Annotated in this window: 21 protein-coding genes and 1 rRNA gene; 19 read left to right on the top strand and 3 right to left on the bottom strand. The window is 39.8% G+C overall.

Annotation, left to right across the window (positions count from 1 at the left end; translation table 11 throughout):
- Window positions 1–36 precede the first annotated feature (36 nt).
- The 14 genes from rplQ to EBQ12_RS18280 all read left to right on the top strand — a co-directional run bounded on the left by rplQ (window position 37) and on the right by EBQ12_RS18280 (window position 11,571).
- Window positions 37–399, top strand: coding sequence for a 50S ribosomal protein L17 (rplQ, locus tag EBQ12_RS18345; protein ID WP_003216944.1), 363 nt, complete (start codon window positions 37–39; stop codon window positions 397–399).
- 124 nt (window positions 400–523) lie between these two features.
- On the top strand, window positions 524–1,366 hold the full coding sequence (locus EBQ12_RS18340; protein ID WP_008345218.1) for an energy-coupling factor ABC transporter ATP-binding protein: 843 nt from the start codon (window positions 524–526) through the stop codon (window positions 1,364–1,366).
- Window positions 1,342–2,211, top strand: a complete 870-nt coding sequence (locus tag EBQ12_RS18335) for an energy-coupling factor ABC transporter ATP-binding protein (protein WP_125590978.1) — start codon at window positions 1,342–1,344, stop codon at window positions 2,209–2,211. Before EBQ12_RS18340 ends, EBQ12_RS18335 begins: the two co-directional genes overlap by 25 nt.
- Entirely contained in the window at window positions 2,208–3,005 is a 798-nt protein-coding gene (locus EBQ12_RS18330) for an energy-coupling factor transporter transmembrane component T family protein (RefSeq protein WP_007496348.1), read from the top strand. The genes EBQ12_RS18335 and EBQ12_RS18330 overlap by 4 nt, the downstream gene beginning before the upstream one ends.
- Window positions 3,006–3,016: 11 nt before the next feature.
- A complete protein-coding gene (gene truA / locus EBQ12_RS18325) occupies window positions 3,017–3,760 on the top strand; it encodes a tRNA pseudouridine(38-40) synthase TruA (RefSeq protein WP_125590976.1) in 744 nt (247 codons plus the stop codon).
- Window positions 3,761–3,924: 164 nt separating this feature from the next.
- Window positions 3,925–4,362 carry a 50S ribosomal protein L13 gene (rplM, locus tag EBQ12_RS18320; RefSeq protein WP_003217042.1) on the top strand — a complete coding sequence of 146 codons (438 nt, stop codon included), beginning with the start codon at window positions 3,925–3,927 and terminating at the stop codon, window positions 4,360–4,362.
- Window positions 4,363–4,382: 20 nt separating this feature from the next.
- The gene (rpsI, locus tag EBQ12_RS18315; RefSeq protein WP_007496354.1) at window positions 4,383–4,775 is read left to right on the top strand and encodes a 30S ribosomal protein S9; all 393 of its coding nucleotides are present in this window, start codon (window positions 4,383–4,385) and stop codon (window positions 4,773–4,775) included.
- 143 nt (window positions 4,776–4,918) lie between these two features.
- On the top strand, window positions 4,919–5,863 hold the full coding sequence (locus EBQ12_RS18310) for a hypothetical protein (protein WP_051632353.1): 945 nt from the start codon (window positions 4,919–4,921) through the stop codon (window positions 5,861–5,863).
- Between the two features lie 3 nt (window positions 5,864–5,866).
- Window positions 5,867–6,334, top strand: coding sequence for a hypothetical protein (locus EBQ12_RS18305; RefSeq protein ID WP_035389134.1), 468 nt, complete (start codon window positions 5,867–5,869; stop codon window positions 6,332–6,334).
- Window positions 6,331–8,346, top strand: coding sequence for a coiled-coil domain-containing protein (locus EBQ12_RS18300; RefSeq protein WP_125590974.1), 2,016 nt, complete (start codon window positions 6,331–6,333; stop codon window positions 8,344–8,346). The genes EBQ12_RS18305 and EBQ12_RS18300 overlap by 4 nt, the downstream gene beginning before the upstream one ends.
- 237 nt (window positions 8,347–8,583) lie before the next feature.
- Window positions 8,584–9,108 carry a GNAT family N-acetyltransferase gene (locus tag EBQ12_RS18295; RefSeq protein ID WP_125590972.1) on the top strand — a complete coding sequence of 175 codons (525 nt, stop codon included), beginning with the start codon at window positions 8,584–8,586 and terminating at the stop codon, window positions 9,106–9,108.
- Between the two features lie 97 nt (window positions 9,109–9,205).
- The gene (locus EBQ12_RS18290; RefSeq protein ID WP_046526521.1) at window positions 9,206–9,952 is read left to right on the top strand and encodes an amidohydrolase family protein; all 747 of its coding nucleotides are present in this window, start codon (window positions 9,206–9,208) and stop codon (window positions 9,950–9,952) included.
- Window positions 9,953–9,988: 36 nt separating this feature from the next.
- Window positions 9,989–10,462 (top strand): GNAT family N-acetyltransferase, encoded by a 474-nt coding sequence (locus EBQ12_RS18285; RefSeq protein WP_125590970.1) that lies wholly within the window; start codon window positions 9,989–9,991, stop codon window positions 10,460–10,462.
- 110 nt (window positions 10,463–10,572) lie between these two features.
- Window positions 10,573–11,571, top strand: coding sequence for a serine hydrolase (locus tag EBQ12_RS18280; protein WP_017359172.1), 999 nt, complete (start codon window positions 10,573–10,575; stop codon window positions 11,569–11,571).
- Window positions 11,572–11,607: 36 nt separating this feature from the next.
- Here EBQ12_RS18280 and EBQ12_RS18275 read toward each other — a convergent pair whose 3' ends face one another.
- A complete protein-coding gene (locus EBQ12_RS18275; protein WP_125590968.1) occupies window positions 11,608–12,177 on the bottom strand; it encodes a DUF4825 domain-containing protein in 570 nt (189 codons plus the stop codon).
- A 145-nt stretch (window positions 12,178–12,322) separates the two neighbouring features.
- On the opposite strand from EBQ12_RS18275, the gene EBQ12_RS18270 reads away from it, so the two are divergent.
- From EBQ12_RS18270 to EBQ12_RS18260, 3 genes are all read left to right on the top strand, one after another.
- Window positions 12,323–12,766 carry a YbaK family protein gene (locus EBQ12_RS18270; RefSeq protein WP_017359174.1) on the top strand — a complete coding sequence of 148 codons (444 nt, stop codon included), beginning with the start codon at window positions 12,323–12,325 and terminating at the stop codon, window positions 12,764–12,766.
- A 58-nt stretch (window positions 12,767–12,824) separates the two neighbouring features.
- Window positions 12,825–13,538: an N-acetylmuramoyl-L-alanine amidase CwlD gene (gene cwlD / locus EBQ12_RS18265; RefSeq protein WP_017359175.1), complete on the top strand. Its 714-nt coding sequence runs from the start codon at window positions 12,825–12,827 to the stop codon at window positions 13,536–13,538.
- 103 nt (window positions 13,539–13,641) lie between these two features.
- Complete coding sequence (locus tag EBQ12_RS18260; RefSeq protein WP_007496365.1) at window positions 13,642–14,700, top strand: Mrp/NBP35 family ATP-binding protein; 1,059 nt, start codon at window positions 13,642–13,644, stop codon at window positions 14,698–14,700.
- A gap of 38 nt (window positions 14,701–14,738) precedes the next feature.
- Here the strand turns inward: EBQ12_RS18260 and gerD are convergent, their stop codons facing one another.
- Complete coding sequence (gene gerD, locus EBQ12_RS18255) at window positions 14,739–15,317, bottom strand: spore germination lipoprotein GerD (protein ID WP_007496366.1); 579 nt, start codon at window positions 15,315–15,317, stop codon at window positions 14,739–14,741.
- Between the two features lie 90 nt (window positions 15,318–15,407).
- Here gerD and EBQ12_RS18250 point away from each other — a divergent pair, with 90 nt between their 5' ends.
- Entirely contained in the window at window positions 15,408–16,010 is a 603-nt protein-coding gene (locus tag EBQ12_RS18250; protein WP_125590966.1) for a KinB-signaling pathway activation protein, read from the top strand.
- Here EBQ12_RS18250 and pdaB read toward each other — a convergent pair.
- Window positions 16,003–16,767: a polysaccharide deacetylase family sporulation protein PdaB gene (gene pdaB, locus EBQ12_RS18245; RefSeq protein ID WP_125590964.1), complete on the bottom strand. Its 765-nt coding sequence runs from the start codon at window positions 16,765–16,767 to the stop codon at window positions 16,003–16,005. The two genes, EBQ12_RS18250 and pdaB, sit on opposite strands and share 8 nt — an antisense overlap.
- A gap of 377 nt (window positions 16,768–17,144) precedes the next feature.
- Here pdaB and EBQ12_RS18240 point away from each other — a divergent pair.
- A 16S ribosomal RNA gene (locus EBQ12_RS18240) occupies window positions 17,145–17,274 on the top strand; the annotation flags it as partial.

Here is a 17,274-nt window from a genome sequence, read left to right as displayed (position 1 = left end):
TTCATACAGCATCTCTAATTAAGGAGGGGACATCACATGGCATACAGAAAGCTAGGACGCACTAGTGCACAACGTAAAGCAATGCTTCGTGACCTAACGACTGATTTGATCATCAACGAACGCATCGAAACAACTGAAACACGTGCGAAAGAACTTCGCTCTGTAGTTGAAAAAATGATCACTCTTGGCAAACGCGGAGATCTTCATGCTCGCCGTCAAGCTGCAGCTTACATTCGTAACGAAGTAGCTAACGCTGAAACAAACCAAGATGCACTTCAAAAATTATTCGCTGACGTTGCAACTCGCTACGAAGATCGCCAAGGTGGATACACTCGTATCATGAAGCTTGGACCTCGTCGCGGCGATGGCGCACCAATGGCTGTCATTGAATTAGTTTAATCACATATCGTGTATCTAAGAAAGGGCGGGACAGTTCATAACTGGATCTATGCCCTTTTTTAGATACTACGGCTTTTTAGCAATAGGCAAAGTAGAGGTTGAGCTGAGAGGAGGTCCGGTAGAGATGGAGAAGACATTAATTGACGTAAAAGACATTGTATTTCGTTATCACAAAGATGCGGACAAGCCCGCTTTAGACCAAGTGTCATTGCATGTGAATCAAAATGAATGGCTTGCCATTGTTGGCCACAACGGTTCAGGTAAATCCACACTTGCCCGTGTACTGAATGGGCTCATTTTACCGGATGCAGGAACGGTCAAGGTTGGTGAGATTGAGCTGAAAGAAGAAAGTGTTTGGGATATTCGCAAAAAGGTCGGCATGGTCTTTCAAAACCCAGACAACCAATTCGTTGGCTCAACGGTTCGTGATGATGTGGCTTTTGGTTTAGAAAATAACGGGGTTGAGCGGGAATTGATGATAGAGCGTGTAGATTGGGCTGTCAAACAGGTCAATATGCAGGAGTTTCTTGATCAAGAGCCGCACCATCTATCAGGCGGGCAAAAGCAGAGAGTAGCGATCGCTGGTGTACTTGCCGCAAGCCCTGACATCATGATCTTGGATGAAGCAACATCAATGCTTGATCCGATTGGCCGTGAAGAAGTGTTAGAAACCGTCAGACTGCTGAAGGAACAAGGAACGGTCACGGTCATTTCCATCACACATGATTTAGACGAGGCTGCGAAGGCAGACCGCGTTATTGTGATGAATGGTGGGAAGAAATTTGCCGAGGGAACACCAGAGGAAGTATTTGAACTAGATGAACAGCTGGTTCAGATTGGACTTGATCTGCCATTTTCCTACCGGTTGAGTAAGCAATTGAAGCAGCAAGGTGTGCCGCTTGCAAATGCCCATTTGACACAAGAAGGATTGGTGAAAGAGCTATGGACATTACGATCAAAGAATTAGAGCATCGTTATCAAATGAAAACGCCGTTTGAGCGTCTCGCTTTGTATGATGTCAATGCTTCCATCAAAGAAGGCAGCTATGTTGCTGTCATCGGTCATACGGGTTCTGGCAAGTCGACATTGTTGCAACATTTAAATGGACTGCTCAAACCAACAAAGGGGAGGATTGCGCTTGGAGATACGGTCTTACAAGCCAATAAAAAGCAGAAGGAACTGAAATCTCTTCGCAAAAAGGTAGGTATCGTGTTTCAGTTTCCTGAACATCAGCTCTTTGAGGAGACGATTCTGAAGGATATCTGTTTTGGTCCGATGAACTTCGGCCTTCCAAAAGAAAAGGCAGAAGCCAAGGCTAAAGAGATGCTGAAGCTTGTAGGCCTTCCTGAATCCTTGTTATCTCGATCACCCTTTGAATTAAGCGGTGGTCAAATGAGACGTGTGGCGATTGCAGGTGTTCTAGCGATGGAGCCAGAAGTCCTTGTGCTTGATGAGCCGACTGCGGGATTAGATCCACGCGGACGTAAAGAAATCATGGACATGTTCTATGAACTTCATCAAAAAGCCAACCTGACGACGATCCTTGTGACACACAGTATGGAAGATGCCGCTCATTATGCGGATCAAATGATTGTGATGCACAAAGGAACAGTAAAGGCGACAGGTACGCCGAGGGAGCTATTTGCCAATCGTACCGACATGTCTTCTTTCGGACTGGACCTCCCGGAAACGATCAAATTCCAGCAGGCTGTCGAAGAAAAGCTGGGGATGACGTTTCCAAGACCGCTTCTGACCATGGATGAAATGGTAGAAGCCTTAACAGCTTTATATCAGGAGGACACGACATCATGATGGATAGTATGATTATCGGCAAATATGTGCCAGGTACATCCTTTGTCCATCGTCTTGATCCAAGGACAAAGCTGTTATCAATTTTCTTTTTTGTCTTTATTGTCTTTTTTGCGAATAACTACATCACTTACGGGCTTTTAGGGGTCTTTACGATCCTTGTGGTGATGGTGTCTCAGGTGCCGCTATACTTTATTCTCAAAGGAATGAAACCCATCCTTTGGATTGTTCTGTTTACCTTTATTCTGCATATCTTCATGACAAAGGATGGCGCTTTGCTCCTTCACTTTGGTTTTCTGAATATTTATGAAGAAGGTCTAAAACAGGGGATTTTCATTTCACTCCGTTTTGTCTATCTCATCATGATGACAACACTTCTGACGTTGACCACAACGCCTATTGAAGTGACAGACGGTATGGAGAAGCTGCTGCATCCTTTCCGTAAAATCAAGCTACCTGTTCATGAACTTGCTCTTATGATGTCTATCTCTCTTCGATTTATTCCGACTTTACTCGAAGAAACAGACAAAATCATGAAAGCCCAAATGGCAAGAGGTGTTGATTTTACAAGCGGACCCGTGAAAGATCGTTTAAAAGCGATTGTCCCATTGCTTGTCCCACTTTTCGTCAGTGCGTTTAAGCGTGCGGAGGAATTGGCGACCGCTATGGAAGCGAGAGGCTACCGCGGGGGAGAAGGGCGCACGAAATACCGTCAGCTTGTCTGGGGAATGAAAGACACGTTCACGCTGCTTCTATTCATCCTGTTAACAGCACTCCTTGTGCTGCTTAGAAATTAGGTGATGCCTAGATGAAAGTAAAATGTACCGTAGCATACGATGGGACACATTTTAAAGGGTATCAAGTGCAACCAGGACAGCGAACTGTACAAACGGAGATTGAATCTGTTCTTGCTAGAATGCATAAACAAGATGAACTAATTCCGATTGTGGCTTCCGGCCGGACAGACAGTGGTGTTCATGCAAAGGGGCAGGTCATCCATTTCGACACCCCGCTTGCCATCCCGATGGAAAGATGGCCTTTTGCCCTTAATAGTCTCCTGCCTGATGACATCAGGGTTCTAAAGGCTGAGAAAGTGAATGAATCGTTTCATGCACGTTTTAGTGTCGTTTCGAAGGAGTACCGTTATAAGGTCTCGACGGAAACGCACCAAAATGTGTTCACTAGACAGTATGCCTGTCATTATCCTTACCGGCTTGATGCAGACAAAATGAGAGAAGCTGCTGGGCACCTCATTGGCACACATGATTTCACAAGCTTTTGTGCGGCCAACACAGAGGTTCAAGACAAGGTGAGGGAGATTTATGCCCTTGAGTGGAAAAACGTCTCAGACGGGCTTGAAATGCGTGTGAGAGGGAATGGCTTTTTATACAACATGGTGCGAATTATCGCTGGAACGTTACTTGAAATTGGTTCTGGTAAATTTCACCCTGAGGAGATAAAAGCCATGCTTGCCGCCCGAAATCGCGAAGCGGCAGGCAAGACTGCGCCCAGTCACGGACTGTATTTATGGGAAGTTTTCTATGACAACTAAACCAGGTGTAACATGTTCTTGACACAGGAAGCAGAAAGTTATAAGATATCATATGGTATGTATTTCAACCCCACAAATAAGCCCCGGAAGACTTATCTGTGTTTTGAAATAGAACGTAGCATTTGATTCAGGAAAATTCATTGATTTATTTAGGAGGGAAACTCATGCGTACAACACCAATGGCGAACGCAAGCACAATTGAGCGCAAATGGCTAGTGGTTGATGCGGCAGGCAAGACTCTAGGTCGTCTTTCTACTGAAGTAGCATCACTTTTGCGCGGTAAGCACAAACCAACTTATACACCACACGTTGACACAGGTGATCACGTGATCATCATCAATGCTGAGAAAATTGAATTAACAGGTAAGAAATTGACGGACAAAATTTACTACCGTCATACGATGCACCCAGGTGGTTTGAAACAAAGAACTGCTCTTGAGATGCGTACAAACTACCCTGAAAAAATGTTGGAGCTTGCTATCAAAGGTATGCTTCCAAAGGGTCCACTAGGTCGTCAAATGTTCAAAAAATTAAATGTGTACCGTGGTTCTGAGCATCCACATCAAGCACAACAACCTGAAGTTTACGAACTTCGCGGTTAATTATAAGGGAGGTTAACAATTTGGCACAGGTTCAATATTACGGTACAGGTCGTCGTAAAAGTTCTGTAGCGCGCGTTCGCTTAGTTCCAGGTGAAGGCCGTATCGTCGTTAATAATCGTGAAATTACTGAATACATTCCATTCGCTGCTTTAATCGAAGACGTGAAACAGCCTTTGAACATCACAGAAACAGCTAACAGCTACGATGTTCTTGTAAATGTTCACGGTGGTGGATTCTCTGGTCAAGCTGGAGCAATTCGTCACGGTATCTCTCGTGCTCTTCTAGAAGTAGATCCTGAGTACCGTACACCACTTAAACGTGCTGGACTTCTTACTCGTGACTCTCGTATGAAAGAGCGTAAGAAATACGGTCTTAAAGGCGCACGTCGCGCACCTCAGTTCTCAAAACGTTAATTGCTTGTATATTCTTATCTACCCCTTGCTCATTAAGAGTAAGGGGTTTTTTGTTTTAAATATCATTTATGATAATTATAGATAAAATTGTAAAAAAGGTGTAATATTGTATTAGGAATATTACTTTGGTACGGAGGGCAAATATGTACAGAACATCTTATGGTACATACAATGGGGACAGTTGGGAAGAACACTGTCAAACTTTCTTGAAAATAAAATATGAAGCAGATGGTTATCAAGAGATGACAGCACATACTCAAGGTGATTTAGGAATAGAGGGTTTCACGAGAAAGGGAGATGTCTTTCAATGTTACTGTCCAGATGGAGAATATGAATCTACTAAGTTATATGGTCATCAAAGAGATAAAATTACTAAAGACTTGAATAAATTAAAAAAATATAAAAACCAACTATTAAATTTTTTCCAAGGAGTTAAAATTAAACGGTGGATATTTCTTACCCCAACAATAACAAATAAAGCACTTATTGCTCATTGTCATGAAAAAGCTGTTGAATATAGAAATGATTCATCTATGAAGGACCTATTGGATGATTCATTTGATGTTCTTGTTCACGATGAACAATACTACGGTAAAGAAATTCTTCAAGCAAGGCAAATTCTAAAAGAAAAGATAAGCATTGAAGTACCAGCTCCTAATCAACAGGAGATTATTAACTGGAAGCAGTGTCAAACCGCTTCTATCATTATTTTAGATAGAAAAATCGGAAAGATTTGTGAAAATTTGGATGAGTCCTCTAAAGCGCAAACAACAAATAGATATATAGATTTGCAAGTTCGTAATTATATTAAAGGTCAGGAAATATTAAATCATATGCAACAAACCTATAGTTCAGCATATGAGAAACAAGTGAGGATTAAAAATTCCATTGCAACTCATCTTGAAGCAGAAGTACTATTAACAGATTTATCACCAAAAGTATTGTTAAATAATACTCTAGAGAAATACAAAGAAGCATTGCAGGGAGAAAATTTTCATGATATTTTCGAATATTCAGTTTACAATGATCTCTGTCATGAAGCAATAGCAAGTTGGCTAATTGAGTGCCCATTAGATTTTGGAGGGTAGAAGATGGATTTACCATTAGATGAGATAGAAGAAATTAACTTTAATAGGAAAAAGATACCGATATCACCGGAGTTGCGGCCGATATACAGAATTTCCCAAATAATTCTTGTTATGGAGTTATCTTCGACTATGAAGACAGCTTCTTTATTAAAATTACAGTTGTTTAATTGGGGTTTGCAAAATGAAGAGCGTTACGAGAGATTATTTAAATTAAAGGAAACAAAAGACTTTCCAATTATTAGATTTGACCCCTTTTTAAATCGAGCTTTAAATTATGGAGTGGCAATGCAAGTTTTTTCGTTTAATGTGAAAACGGGTAAATTTTCTTTAACTGAAAAAGGGGAACTTTTAGCACAAAAAATTTTGAAAGGTGATGTATTTTCAAAAGAAAAAGTTTTTTTGAAGACAATAAAAAAGAGTCTATCTGATAAATATATACTGCAATTATTTAAAGAGAGGTATCCCTCATGAATCGAATAAAATTGAATCACCTAAAAATAACGATCGATACGGAAGATGGATTATTTGGCACCGATATTTCTTTTAAAGAGGGATTTAATATTATAAGAGCAAGAAATACAAAAGGAAAAAGTTCCACGATAAATTCTATACTATACGTATTGGGTTTAGAAGAGGTACTCGGTGGAAGAAATGCGAAAACGATGAAGCCTGTTTTAAAAGATAAATTGTCTTTTAAAGGAAGAGAAGTTGCAATTATAGGATCGAAAGTACAGCTAGAGATATCCAATCATAGGGGGAAAATTATAACACTTACTAGATGGATAAAGTCACAAAATAAAGATGAGAAATTAATTAGAGTACATTATGGGCCTAAATTATCAAGAGAAGGGAATTTTAGTTTTAAGGATTTTTATGTCCATATGAAGGGGGCAGCAATAGGTAACGCGGGCTTCCATACTTTTTTATCATCTTATTTAGAATGGGAATTGCCGGAGGTTCCAACATTTGAGGGTGGTGACAGAATTCTATACCTTCAAACAATTACTCCTTTATATTTTATCGAACAAATTAAGGGGTGGAGTAGTTTTTATTCCCCAATTTCAGGGAGTTTTGGGATAAGAGATTTATCTAAACGCGCTTTTGAATTTTTATTGAATATGGATGTCACCAAGAATGCTAAGGAACGAGAAGAGTTGAAGGTTATTAAAGCTTTACTTTCAAATAAATGGTCTGCTTTAAAGCGAGAGGTAGAAGAGCTGGCAGTTTCTATTTCTGCAGCTATTCCTAATCTACCTGCTAACCCTATAACCTTAGATAATTTATCGCTAACTGTTTATAATGATGATAAAGTGTTAGTATCCATTTTTGATCGTATATTTCAATTAGAGGGTTCAATAAAAGAAAAAGAAAATTACGGAGTTGTAGCAATATCAGAAGTAGCTTCACAATATGAAGAGAAAGTAAAAGAGCAAGAACTTTTAGTTCTACAATTGCAAAATGAAATAAACTATATTAGACAGGATCTGCTATTACAAAGAAATAACCAAATTTCTATGGGAGAAAATCTAAAAAAATTAGAATTAGACTTAAAAAGAAACCAAGAAGCTGAGAAGCTTTACAAACTCGGTTCAGATATTGATTCAAGCTTTTCGAAAGGTATCTGTCCTACTTGTAGTCAAGCTGTTGCAGACTCACTGTTGCCTGCTGAAACAAGTATACAGCCACTAGACTTGTCAGAAAATATAACGTATATAAAAGAGCAAATTAATACGTTGAAATTCGGTATAAAACAATCACATACAGTTATCCAAAATAAGCAGTCAAATTTAGCAGTGATTATTGAACATCTTGATAATGCCAGAAGAGAGTTAAGGTTGTATAAATCTGAATTGAATTCTAATCCTCGACTACCTACCAAAAAGGAATTGGATGAATTAGTGCGACTAAAAATTCTCATAAATAAGTTATATGATGCAAGTAGTACTTTTGAGAAAATAGAAACACGTTTTAAAGTAATTGTATCTGAGTGGAAAGATTATTTAACTAGACAAGAGGCCTTACCAAAAGATTACTTTTCAGAACTCGACAAAAAGAAATTAACCTATTTCGAAAAAGAGTTTCTATCCCTATTGGATAATTTTAACTTCTCCAGCATTAATACTAATGAAATTACTTTATCATATGATAAATACACTCCTATTGTTAGTGGGTTTGATATTAAATTTGATTCATCAGCAAGCGATAATATTCGTCTAATTTGGTCTTATGTAATTACCATTTATAAAGCAAGCCAAAATTTCTCTGGTAATCATCCAGGATTAATGGTTTTCGATGAACCGGGGCAGCAACAAATGGCGGTGAAGAGTCAAAAAGAACTTTTTAGAGTATTATCACAAACAAAGGGACAGTCAATCGTAGGAACATCTTTAGAACCTGAAGAGATAAAAGAAATGACTGAAAACTATAATCTAAATATAATTGATCTCGGTGAAGAGTATATTATTAAGCCGTTAACTCAGTAATTAGATATTTCTTAAAACAAAAGCTTGTATTCTATTATGATTAAAAGCTTTAGATTGTAGAGAAGCCGACGTTTTTCTACAATCTTTTTATTTTTAGCCGCGAATATAATGAATAATTAATGATATTGACCAATTTTGTTTGAAGCGTGTGGTATTGTTCAGTGAGTTGGTCTAGCAATATTAATATGATCATATCAAGGTTTCTGTTAAAAAAACGAAGTCTATGGAGGTTGTCCGATGAATCTAACAACAGAAAGATGTCTCATTCGACCATTTACTGAGGATGATTGGCAGAATGTCTATGCATATACATCTGATCCGGTGGTGATGAAGTATATGCCAGAAGGTGTTTTTTCTAAAGAAGAGGCGCGGGATTTTGTCAAAAATAATCGTCTTGAGACGGCCAAGAATTTTGCTGTTCTATTAAAAGAAGATCATACATGCATCGGGCATATCGTGTTTCATCCTTACTTTGGTGAGCACACATATGAAATTGGCTGGGTCTTCAATTCTGCATATCAAAACAAAGGCTATGCATCAGAAGCTGCATTTGCTGTCCTACATCATGGTTTTCACACAATGAATTTACATCGAATCATTGCCACTTGTCAGCCTGAAAATGTGCCGTCATGGAGAGTGATGGAGAAAATGGGGATGAGAAGAGAGGGATATTTTAAAAAATGTATACCACAAGGAAATGAGTGGTGGGATGAGTTTTATTATGCCATCTTACAAGAGGAATGGTTTGTAAAGAAGGATTAATAAGTTTTTATAATATGAAGTGATTCATCATCACGAATATTCTCTGGCTTTTTTAATTGATATAATCAGGTCAAATAAGCAGAAGAGGGGCGCGGGCATGAGGATCTTTGATGCACATTTTCATATCATTGATTTTGATTTTCCCATTCAAGAAAACCAAGGGTATACACCGCCGAGTTATGTGGTGAATGATTATAGGAGAGAGACGGCTGATTTAGGGATTGTAGGTGGAGCGATTGTGTCAGGCTCATTTCAGGGTTTTGATCAAGGCTATTTGTTGAAAGCACTAGATGAAATGGGACCGGCTTTTTGCGGTGTGACACAATTACCTTTTACAGCAACTGACGATGAGATTGTTCATTTGAATCAACATGGGGTCAAGGCTTTACGTTTTAATGTGAAGCGGGGCGGTTCGGAGGATATTTCAAAGCTCGACTATTTTGCGAGAAGGGTGTATGAGCTGGTGGGCTGGCATAGTGAGCTCTACATAGACGCCAAGCATCTCCCTGACATCTCCTCTACGCTTGAACAGCTGCCGGCCGTTTCGATTGATCATTTAGGCTTATCGGAAGAAGGCTTGCCGCATTTGCTCAAGCTGGTTGATAAAGGGGTTCGTGTGAAAGCAACGGGCTTTGGGCGTGTTGATTTAAAGGTCGAACAGGCATTGACGTCTATTTATCAAACGAATCCTGATGCACTGATGTTTGGTACAGATCTTCCATCTACAAGGGCGAAACGTCCATTTGAATCCGGTGATGTTGAATTGGTTCAACAGATGTTTGATGAGGAAGCGGTGGATAAAATTTTATATGAGAACGCTATCAATTGGTATTTTGGCAAATGAATAAAGGTTTCCATTCCGTGATAGGAGGTGTGTTCATTGAATCTGAATCAATTGACATTTAGAGAAGCCGTCCAAGGAGACCTCGACAACATCGTTTTGATGCTTTCAGACGACAAATTAGGCCAAAAGAGAGAACGTTACACTCGTCCATTATTAGAAAGCTACCTCAATGCCTTTCATTCGATCGAAGCGGATCCCAATATTGAACTAATCGTGGCTTGTGATCGGGAAGAGGTAGTCGGTGTTCTCCAATTAACAATGAGTCCATTTCTAACGTATCAAGGAGGATGGAGAGCTTCAATAGAAGGAGTTCGTACAGCCATGACTCATAGAGGAAGAGGAATTGGCACATTGTTGATCAAACGGGCTATTCAACGCGCAAGTGACCGCGGTTGTCATATGATTCAGCTGACAACAGACAAACAGAGGCCAGAAGCACGCCGTTTTTACGAAAAGTTGGGATTTGAAGCTACGCATGATGGGATGAAGCTGCAGCTTCTTCGTAAATAAACACACCAAGAAGCAAAGGTATTCACAACCCTTTGCTTTTTTGTGCCTTTGTTTCAAATTTTTGTTATATTGGAGACGAGAATCTATAGTGGTTTGGAAAGGAGAAACATTTGAAGAAAACAAAAGAGGATCTTTTGACATTTGTCAGGAAAAACAAAAAGAACGTATCAGTAACAATTATTGAAAATGAAGATGTGGTATTAGAATGGAATGGTAATCAAAAAACACCACTTGCAAGTACGATGAAATTAATGGTTTTGTTTCATTTTGTTAAAGCTGTATCCAGCGATGACATCAAGCTAGATGAAAAAGTGACATTGTCTGATATAGAGCGGTTTTATATTGATAGAACCGATGGCGGTGCTCACACATACTGGCTGGAGGTCAACGATTTTTCTGAGCATGCAACTTTATTAGATGTTGCCAAAGGGATGATGCAATTCAGTTCGAATGCTTGTACTGATTATTTGATTGACCTGCTGGGCTTAGAGAAGATCAATAATCAGATGAAACAAGCAGGTCTTACAGAACATGATGAACTCATGCTGCTGACACCCAAGGTTTTGTGGCCAGCCTATGTATCTGATCATGAGCAGGATGCATTAAAGCAAATAAGCGATGTAACTGATGAACAATACAAATCTCTGATGATTGAGATTTTTCATATCATGAAAAATGACCCGGAGCATAAAAAGGCGTTAGAAGAAAAATTGATGAAAAAGAACTTGTTAAGCTTGCGTATTCAATCTTTACTGACGCAAAAGATGACAAAGTCTACAACGAATCAATATGCACATTTTATGAAACGTCTACAGGATGAGCTGTTAACAACAGAAGAAAAGCGTCTTTTTAGCCAAATTGTGCTGGGAGAAATATTGAAGACGGAAACAGATCAATATATTTGGTATAAAGGTGGATCGACGTTGTTTGTTGTCACTGCTGCTTTATATCGAAAAACGGATACATCAACTATATCGATTTCTCTATTCATCAATGACCTGAAAGCGGAGAATTCTCACTGGATGGGGGAAGTGTTCGATGAATTTATACTTACCGTAGTAGCAGATCAAAACTTTCGACAACGATTGATTCAAGCTTTTACTACATAATTATCAAAAAACAGAGGGTGACGCCCTCTGTTTTTATTATTTCTTGATGGGAAACGCATTGTATACATCTAGACGTTTATCTTTTGACTTCACAACTCCATCAACCAGTTCCTTTTGCCAAAGCGCTGTATCGTCTTTGTACACTTTAAAAGAGTGAGGCAGCTTTTTTTCTAGCTGTTTTCTTTTAAACGTGACGGATGGCTCGTCTTTAGCGTTCATCTGGAGTGTCACTTGCTCCACGTTATCGATAAGAATAAAAAGTGCCAATGCATTATATAAGTAGTTTTTTTCAATGGTATCCTTCTTATCAAACCAAAATGCATCAAATTGTTCTTCTGTATCATTGGTATTTTCTTTCACGCCGTATGTCACTTTTAGCGCTTTTTCATCTACGATTTCATACTCGCGAATCACGTTACCTGGAAGATCTGATAAAATAGCGCCGACTGCTCCATTGTCTCCAATATAAGAATTTTTGTGTTTGGAAAGCTGTTTTAATGATATGTCTTCTATTTCTTTTATGTCGCTCTTTTGCTCGGTTGCTTGACTGTTGCAACCAGACAAGACGACTGTTAGTAGCAATAGGATATACATCCATTTCTTCATGAATTTTGCCCCTTTTCTATTCTTTCTATATATATGTTCATTTTATCACAATTTTCCAATCCGTTAGCTCATTGATTTCCATTTACTGAACTGCATGTTTTGTTCAAACCAACGAACAATACAAAGAAAAAAAGGAGTTCAGTTCATGGCAGAAGTTCTTTCATTTTATCAATTGAAAACAAAACGAGATGTCACGCTTGAAAAGAAGCTGTTGCGTACATTGTCTCTTCAACAGGTGACGGTCGCTTCCAAGAAATTCACGAAGAAGCTGTTCCCATTTGCAGATGATCCAGCTGGGATTATGAGTGATGGCTGTATTGATTTCGCCATTGAGGCTTTTTTAGCAGGTGGGAGATACGGTGAGTCGAGTAAGTATGGTGAATCATTCGATGATATAAAAAAACGGTCAGTTCATGAAGAAGATGAGCTGGTTGAGGAGCTAGCAGGGTGTTTGCAATCGTGGGGGAATATGTTCCGAATGGAGCGTAAGATGTCGTGTCTGTATCCATTTGCGAAGGAATTTTTAAGCATATGGTGGCAGGAAGGCTTTCGGGAATCTGAAAAAAGGCATAAGCTTCGACTGCACTAAGCATATTTCCAGCCCTTGTCCCATATCTATAAAATAATGGTGTATGGGAGGGACAGGGATGAAAAGAAAGCTGAAATGGACAGGGTTTTTAATCGGGTTTATTGTCCTCTTATTCTTATTCAGATTTCAGTTTCTAAATGATGATTCGTGGAAATCGTGGAACTTGCCTTTGAGCGGCAAGATCATCTATTTAGATCCGGGTCATGGTGGTCCAGATGGCGGTGCTGTTGGCGGCGAGCTGCTTGAAAAAGAGATTGCACTGGATGTGTCCATGAAGATAAGAGACTATTTGCAGGAGCAGGGAGCGCTTGTTCTCATGACCCGGGAAGATGATTCTGATTTATCATCAAAGAATACAAAGGGATATGCCCGGAAGAAAGCGGAGGATTTAAGAAACCGTGTGAAAGTCATCAATGAGTCTGAAGCGGATCTCTATTTAAGTATTCATTTAAATGCGATCCCATCGAACAAATGGAGCGGGGCACAGACGTTCTTTTACGGAAAGTATGAAGAGAATGAAAAAGCAGCGAAGTTCATTCAAGATGAATTGCGCAACAATCTTGAAAACACAGATCGCAAGGCGAAGCGAATCAATGGAATTTATTTAATGCAAAATGTCACGAAGCCAGGAGCGCTTGTCGAAATCGGATTTTTATCGAATCCAAAAGAGGCTGGTCAGCTGGCGACTCCTAAATATCAGGATCAAATTGCTGCTTCGATTTATAAAGGCATTCTCAGATATTTAACAGAGCAAAAAGAGCCGCCTGAATAAGGGGCTTTTTCCTGTTTATCGCAGGCAAAGAGGACAGACATTGTAAGGATATGTATGATATACTTGAATTGTAAACGAATTCAATAAAGGGTGAGGTTCTGCTATGATCGGACAAGATGATGTGAGAAAACTAGTTGGGAAGATGGACGAACCTTTCCTTCATATACCGCTTGGTGAGCTGGATGCCATCAAGGAAATCAGCCTAAAGCCTGAAAAAGAGCATGTGAGCTTAAAAGTGGCGATTGCCAAAACAGGCACTGCTGAGCAGATGAAGCTGCAGCAAGACATCGTACAAGCTTTAAAAGCAGCGGGCGCGAACACTGTAGGACTTCGTTTTGAAGAACTGCCTCAAGAAACGCTTGAAAAATTTATGCCGTCACAGGATGAGGAAGAAAATTTGCTCAACTCTAAAAATCCGCCTGTGTTCTTAGCGATTGCGAGTGGAAAAGGCGGAGTTGGGAAATCAACTGTTTCCGTTAACCTGGCTGTGGCACTGGCTCGTCTAGGGAAAAAAGTGGGACTGATCGATGCTGATATTTACGGCTTTAGCGTACCGGATATGATGGGAATCACCGTCAGACCGACAGTTAAAGGGGAAAAGATTATTCCTGTGGAACGCTTTGGCGTCAAAGTGATTTCAATGGGCTTTTTTGTTGAAGAAAACGCACCGGTCATTTGGAGAGGACCGATGCTTGGTAAAATGCTAAATAACTTCTTCCACGAAGTAGAGTGGGGAGAATTAGATTACTTACTATTAGACCTTCCGCCTGGAACAGGTGATGTGGCACTTGATATTCATACGATGCTTCCGAGCTGTAAAGAAATCATTGTGACAACACCGCATCCAACAGCGGCTTTCGTTGCTGCTAGAGCAGGCGCAATGGCACTGCAAACAGATCACGAGGTGCTAGGGGTCGTTGAGAATATGAGTTACTATGAAAGCAAAAAAACAGGTGAGAAGGAATATGTCTTTGGAAAGGGCGGCGGGGACAAGCTGGCGGAGGAGCTGCGAGTATCAGTCCTTGGTCAGATCCCTTTAAGACAGCCTGATTGGAATGAGGACGATTTTGCACCTTCTGTCTATGATGCGAGTCATCCGACAGGGGAAGTGTATCAACACATTGCCAATAAAGTCATTGAACAATTAGCAGTGAAAGCATAATGAAAGCCCGAGTGGACCTTGTGCCACTCGGGTGATGTTTAACTGCCGCTTCCTTGTGAACCGGAATCATTGCTGCTTTCAGAGACTGCTTTTTTTAGCTCATCTTCGAATTTCTTCTTATAGAGAGGGCTGCTCAATGTTTCTGTGATGACTTTCTCTAAGTGCTTTCTGAACTCTTTGCTTTTGACCAGTTCACCGTATTTCTTTTCCATTTCAGGATCCTTGAGAATATCCATCATCATTTGTTGATAGTCAGGGTCCTTCATCAATTGTTTTAACATCTTTTCATGCTGTTGCTGCATGGATTTTGCGAAAGTCTCGGCAAATTTAGAATCCTCAAAGACCTTCTTCCAGAACTCTTTGCCTTTATCAGAAGTCAGTGTTTTCTCTATTGTTTTTTTCACAGTTTGTTCATCCATTACCAAAGCTTCATTCATTGCCTCGTCATTTAATAACTGTTGAATGGCCTTTTTACCGTCATCTGTTTTCAAAATATCGACGACCATTTTTTTCGTTTCGTCATAGTCCATATTAGATGAGGATTGGGTTTTGGGAGCACAAGCTGTTAGAGATAAAAGAAGAAAACAGCTCATTATACGCAAGATGCCTTTTGACATACTGTGGCTCCTTTCGTTACATGTCTTACTTTTAATATGAATGTTTCACGTGAATTTATACATAACAAAAATAGGGGTTGGGTCAATTCAATGAAAAGTCGGGATTTAGTTCGTTTTTTCTTCTCTGTGCTGGCTGTTGGAGCGGTCATTACAAGCGTGGTAGGTTTTGCGCTGGAGTGGGGGAAATATCAGAAGCTGTTTGTATCGTTTGAGATTTTAGAGATTGCGTCTGTGTTATTTTGGTTTATTGGTGTGGGGATGATCTTTAGTGTAATCAGTCAGATGGGGTTTGTTGTTTTTTTGACAGTGCACCGGTTTGCGCTGGAGATTTTCAGGTCGCATTCTTTATGGAATACCATTCAGTTATTTCTTGTGATTTTCGTGCTGTTTGATTTAGCTTATTTGCGGTTTTTGTTTTTCGGGGAGAATGAATCATTTCTTCCATACTTGTGGCTGCCTGTTTTTATCGGTGTGTTTGCATTGATCGTGTCTTATTTTAAACAGCAACAGTCCTCTAAGAAAACATTTATTTCTGCAATGTTTCTCATGGTCGTCATCACGTCGTTAGAATGGTTTCCGGCGCTTAGAGTCAATGAAGAGGACTGGCTGTATTTAATGCTATTCCCGCTATTAGGTTGTAATGCGTTTCAGTTGTTAGCTATGCCGCGGTTTTCAAAAGTAAAAGCTACTTAACCTCAGTTGACTTTGTTTTTGTATTAGAGATAAGTTCGCCAACCGTGACGTTTCTTAAATTTTGATTTTTTAAGTGTTTTAAAATAGCTGGTAAGGCTTGAGCGGTTTGGGTGGCTGAATCTGAGGCGTGAAGGAGAATGATGTCTCCGCTTTTCATTCGATCATTTACATTATGAACAATCTGGTCGACGCCCGGATTCAGCCAATCTTGAGAATTGATGCTGTAATGTACAACGGTATAGCCATACTTTGTTGCAATTTTCAATACCGTTTCATTAAATTGCCCAGTTGGCGGTCTTAATAATTGAATGTCTTCCAGTCCAAGCTTTTGGAATGTATTTTGTGCACGGACAAGATCTCGCTTAATTTCGTTTTCTTCCAGCTGGCTATAATTTTTATATGCATAGCCAAGGCTGCCAATTTGATGGCCATCCTCTTTAATCCTTTTCACAATATCCGGGTGACGCTCAGCCCAAGAAGCAGACAGAAAGAAAGTGGCGTTCTTTATATCGTACTCTCGGAGGACATTTAAAATAGGAACAGCCTTCTCGTCTCCCCAGCCAATATTAAACGTAAGGGATGCATGTTTTGATGAGGTCTCTCCTTTATAAATCGCTCGGGGTCCTTGTTCTGTTTTAAATACCGACAGCGGCGGTGCCTTTTGTACATAAAAAAAGGTTGCAGCTGCAAGGGCTGCTACAAGAATAATGACTACTTGCTTCAGTCGTTTAATAGGCAACACATATAATCGACTCAATTCAAACACTCCTGCCTTGTCCAAGATTGTTACTTGATTGTATGCAGGACAAGGGTTTAACATGCACGATAAAACTATTTTAAAAAAAGTTCTGAAAAGGCGTTGACCAACAGAATGTTTTCGTGATATATTATTAATCGTCGCTGACACACAGTGACAAACACAAACGCTTCGGGAAATAAACTTGAAAAAAGTTGTTGACATAAGATGAAGCGAAATGTTATATTATTAAAGCCGCTAAGAACGGCGAAGATGATCTTTGAAAACTAAACAAGACAAAACGTACCTGTTAATTCGAGTTTTTATAAAAAAATCCTATGATACATCATAGGTAGTCAGTCAAACGCTGACGAAAAACAAAACTTCGGTTTTGTACTTTTTCGGAGAGTTTGATCCTGGCTCAGGACGAACGCTGGCGGCGTGCCTAATACATGCAAGTCGAGCGGACAGAAGGGAGCTTGCTCCCGGATGTTAGCGGCGGACGGGTGAGTAACACGTGGGTAACCT

The organism is Bacillus sp. 2B09, from assembly GCF_003946835.1.
Taxonomy (GTDB): domain Bacteria; phylum Bacillota; class Bacilli; order Bacillales; family Bacillaceae; genus Bacillus; species Bacillus altitudinis.
This window is presented reverse-complemented; position numbering and strand designations above follow the sequence as displayed.